This is a genomic window from Salinicola sp. (genome assembly GCF_982684285.1).
In genome coordinates this window covers 3,163-6,266 of record NZ_CEXLVS010000240.1, presented here as the reverse complement: position 1 = coordinate 6,266, position 3,104 = coordinate 3,163, and the positions used below count along the sequence as shown (strand labels likewise).

At 66.3% G+C, this 3,104-nt stretch carries 4 protein-coding genes; 1 reads left to right on the top strand and 3 read right to left on the bottom strand.

What is annotated here, in order from left to right; genetic code table 11:
- Positions 1–180: 180 nt before the first annotated feature.
- The 3 genes from dnaQ to AC3AYF_RS17010 all read right to left on the bottom strand — a co-directional run bounded on the left by dnaQ (position 181) and on the right by AC3AYF_RS17010 (position 2,456).
- Positions 181–930, bottom strand: a complete 750-nt coding sequence (gene dnaQ / locus AC3AYF_RS17020) for a DNA polymerase III subunit epsilon (protein ID WP_295036275.1) — start codon at positions 928–930, stop codon at positions 181–183.
- A gap of 54 nt (positions 931–984) precedes the next feature.
- Positions 985–1,440, bottom strand: a complete 456-nt coding sequence (gene rnhA / locus AC3AYF_RS17015; RefSeq protein ID WP_295036297.1) for a ribonuclease HI — start codon at positions 1,438–1,440, stop codon at positions 985–987.
- Positions 1,441–1,538: 98 nt separating this feature from the next.
- Positions 1,539–2,456, bottom strand: coding sequence for a class I SAM-dependent methyltransferase (locus AC3AYF_RS17010; protein WP_295036274.1), 918 nt, complete (start codon positions 2,454–2,456; stop codon positions 1,539–1,541).
- Between the two features lie 168 nt (positions 2,457–2,624).
- Between AC3AYF_RS17010 and gloB the strand changes: the two genes are divergently transcribed.
- Positions 2,625–3,104: hydroxyacylglutathione hydrolase (gene gloB, locus AC3AYF_RS17005; protein ID WP_295036273.1), on the top strand; the 480-nt coding region annotated here is incomplete at its 3' end.

The following is a 3,104-nucleotide window of genomic DNA, read 5'->3' as shown; positions in this document are numbered from 1 at the left end:
CCGCCTCGCCCACGACGGCGACCGGCTCGCCCTCCCAATACCCCAGGCGCAGCGCCTGTTCGGGCCACCGCTCACAGTAGCCGAGCATGCCGCCCGATTCGGCCGGCGCCACACCGCTGCCGTTCATCCGCAGCAGCCAGCCGCCGACCACGTCCATCGGCGGTATCTCCCGCTGCAACATCAGTGCTGATTCTCCGGCGCTGCCAGCGTGTCCCAACGACACTCGCCGGCCGCCTTGCGGATCTGCTCCAGACGTTGATGATGAGCCTGCCACTCGGCCTCGCTGGGCCTGGTCACCGCCAGCCTCAAGCCTTCGCGGTCGATGCGACGCAGCCCGCTGGCACCACCCGCCTCGCGATCGCCGCCCTCGTCGTTGCCGGCCAGCGACAGCGCGGTCTGGCCACCGGTCATGGCAAGATAGACATCGGCGAGAATCTCGGAGTCCAGCAGTGCGCCGTGCAGCACGCGCTGGCCGTTGTCGATGTCGTAACGCTTGCACAGGGCGTCGAGGCTGTTGCGCTGCCCTGGGTGCATTTCGCGGGCCATCTTCAACGTATCCAGCACGCTGCAATGCTCCGCTACCGGCCCCAGCACGGGTTCGCCGCGCAACGCTTTCAGCAGCCTGAATTCGTGATCGAAGAACCCGACGTCGAAGGGCGCGTTATGGATGACCAGCTGTGCGCCCCGCATGAACTCCCAGAGCTCGTCGGCGATCTGGGCGAAGACCGGCTCGTTGGCGACCCGGTCGTTGGTGATGCCGTGGATCTCGACGGCTTCCGCCTCGATGTCCCGCTCCGGATTGACGTACTGATGATAGGTCCGCCCCGTGAAACGGCGGTTGACCAATTCGATACCACCGATCTCGATGATGCGATGGCCTTCACGCGGATCGATACCGGTGGTTTCGGTGTCCATGACGATCTGGCGCATGGTTATCCTCGCTTTTGCCTGGCGGCAATGATGTCGTTTCGGGACGGTAAACCGCTATCGGGAGGCGCGGCGCCTGGCAACCACTTCATCGATGGCTTCGTTGACCAGGCGGTCGGCAGCCTCGTTGCCCTCGTGCCCGCTGTGGCCTTTGACCCAGTGCCACTCGATACTGTGACGACGGGTCTCGGCAAGCAACTCCCGCCAGAGTTCCGCATTCTTCACCGGCTGCTTCGCCGCGGTCACCCAGCCGCGCTTCTGCCAGCCGTGGATCCATTCGGTGATGCCCTTGCGGACATATTGGGAATCGGTCCAGAGAGAGACCCGGCACGGCCGGTCCAACGCGCGCAGCGCCTGAATGGCGGCCATCAGTTCCATGCGATTGTTGGTGGTCTCGGCCTCGCCGCCCTTCATCGGCTTCTCGTGCCGGCCGGAGACCAGCAAGGCCCCCCAGCCACCAGGCCCGGGGTTGCCGCGGCACCCGCCGTCGGTGTAGATCGTCACGGCGGGCATCGGCGAGGATTCGGAGGTCGGAGCGGACAAGACGTACTCTCTCAGTGGCAGGCGGTCGTTGAAATCTATCGGTCTTCGATGCGGTCGGGCCGTGGGCTTCAGGCGATCGTCCGGGGCGACCCGTCGCGAGCGGCGGCATGCGCCTCGGATCGCTCCCGCCTCGACGCGGGGAGCCGATCGTTCTGGCCGCCACCCGGGGGCTGTGCCACGGGTTCGACGGTCGTCCGGCACTTGGCACTGGCCGGCGTGAGGATCGATTCGTCGCGGCTGCGCGGCCGATCGGGCCCGGCCTCCTTCGCCAGTCCCAGCCATGCGCCCGACCGGCGACCCTGGAGCACCGGCTCGCGCAGCTTGATCGGCTGGACGGGCACGTTGCGCCGACGCGCAACCAGCAGATAGGCCGTCGACAGCGGCACATTGTAGCGGCGGCCGAGCGTCTCCAGACGATCGCTACCGATCGCCCGACCCGGCAATCGAAAGCCGCAGTAGTCTACCCGTTCGATCTCGAAGTCGACAAACGTCAACCAGTCCCGCAGGCGCCCCGGCGTTCGCCACTGTTTCCGCCACGGCGCCGGACGCTTGTCTCGGCGCGCCGCGGCCGGCCCGAACGGATGCCAGCCGAACACCAGCAGGCGGCCATCCGAGCGCGTGACCCGGGCGGCTTCCTGCAGCACGTGGTGCGGTCGGTCCACCGCCTCCAGCAGATGGTGCAACAGCGTCAGATCGACGCTGTCGTCGGCCAGCGGCAGGCTATCGGGCAGGCAGATCAGACTGTTCCCGTCTCGCGCGAGATCGGGCGAAGGCGCCCAATCCAGCGCATGGCGGATGGGGCACATGTCGCTCATCATCGGCGCCATGCCCATCTGCAGGCTGACGATGCCCCGATGCTGTTCACAGTGTGGCCCGAGACAGGCACGCTCGGCTCGCCACAGCGCCACTCCGGGTGTCGATTCCCAGAACCGGCGCCCCTCTCGGACGGCGGACGGCAAGCTCTGAACGGGCGGCGAGATTGACACGGACGACTTTACTCCCCAAGGTTATCGCTTTTTGACGACGGTTCGACGCCACGTTCGACGACCGGATGGTGGTCGTCTCCGTGAACCTGTGCTCGACGCGCGGGTCACAACGGCATTCGAACCTCGACACCTGAATCTCGAGACCAACCTGCCGGAGAAGGATGCCACATGTTGACCGTGATGCCGATTCCCGCGTTCCAGGACAACTATATATGGGTGTTGCGCCAGGACACCCAGGATCGTGTCGCCGTCGTCGATCCCGGTGACGCCGATCCCGTGATCGCCTGGCTGGAGCAGGAGAAGCTGACGCTCGACACCATCCTCGTCACTCATCACCACAAGGATCATACCGGTGGGCTGCAAGCGCTGACCGAGCGCTACGCGCCGCAGGTCTACGGTCCCGACAACGAAGCCATTCCCGGCATCCTCCACCGCGTCGGCGAGGGCGACGAATGTCGTGTCCTGGGTCGTCGCTTCGAGGTCTACGCCGTTCCCGGTCACACCCTGGATCATATCGCCTTCCACGCCCCCGGCACACCAGGATTGCTGTTCGCTGGCGACACGCTCTTTTCCGGTGGCTGTGGCCGGCTGTTCGAGGGCTCTCCCCAGCAGATGCAGGAGTCGCTCGCCACGCTCGACGCGCTGCCG

Coding starts and splice junctions, on each gene's coding strand:
- dnaQ (WP_295036275.1), bottom strand. CDS start 930: ATGCGCCAGATCGTCATGGACACCGAAACCACCGGTATCGATCCGCGT.
- rnhA (WP_295036297.1), bottom strand. CDS start 1,440: ATGCCCGCCGTGACGATCTACACCGACGGCGGGTGCCGCGGCAACCCC.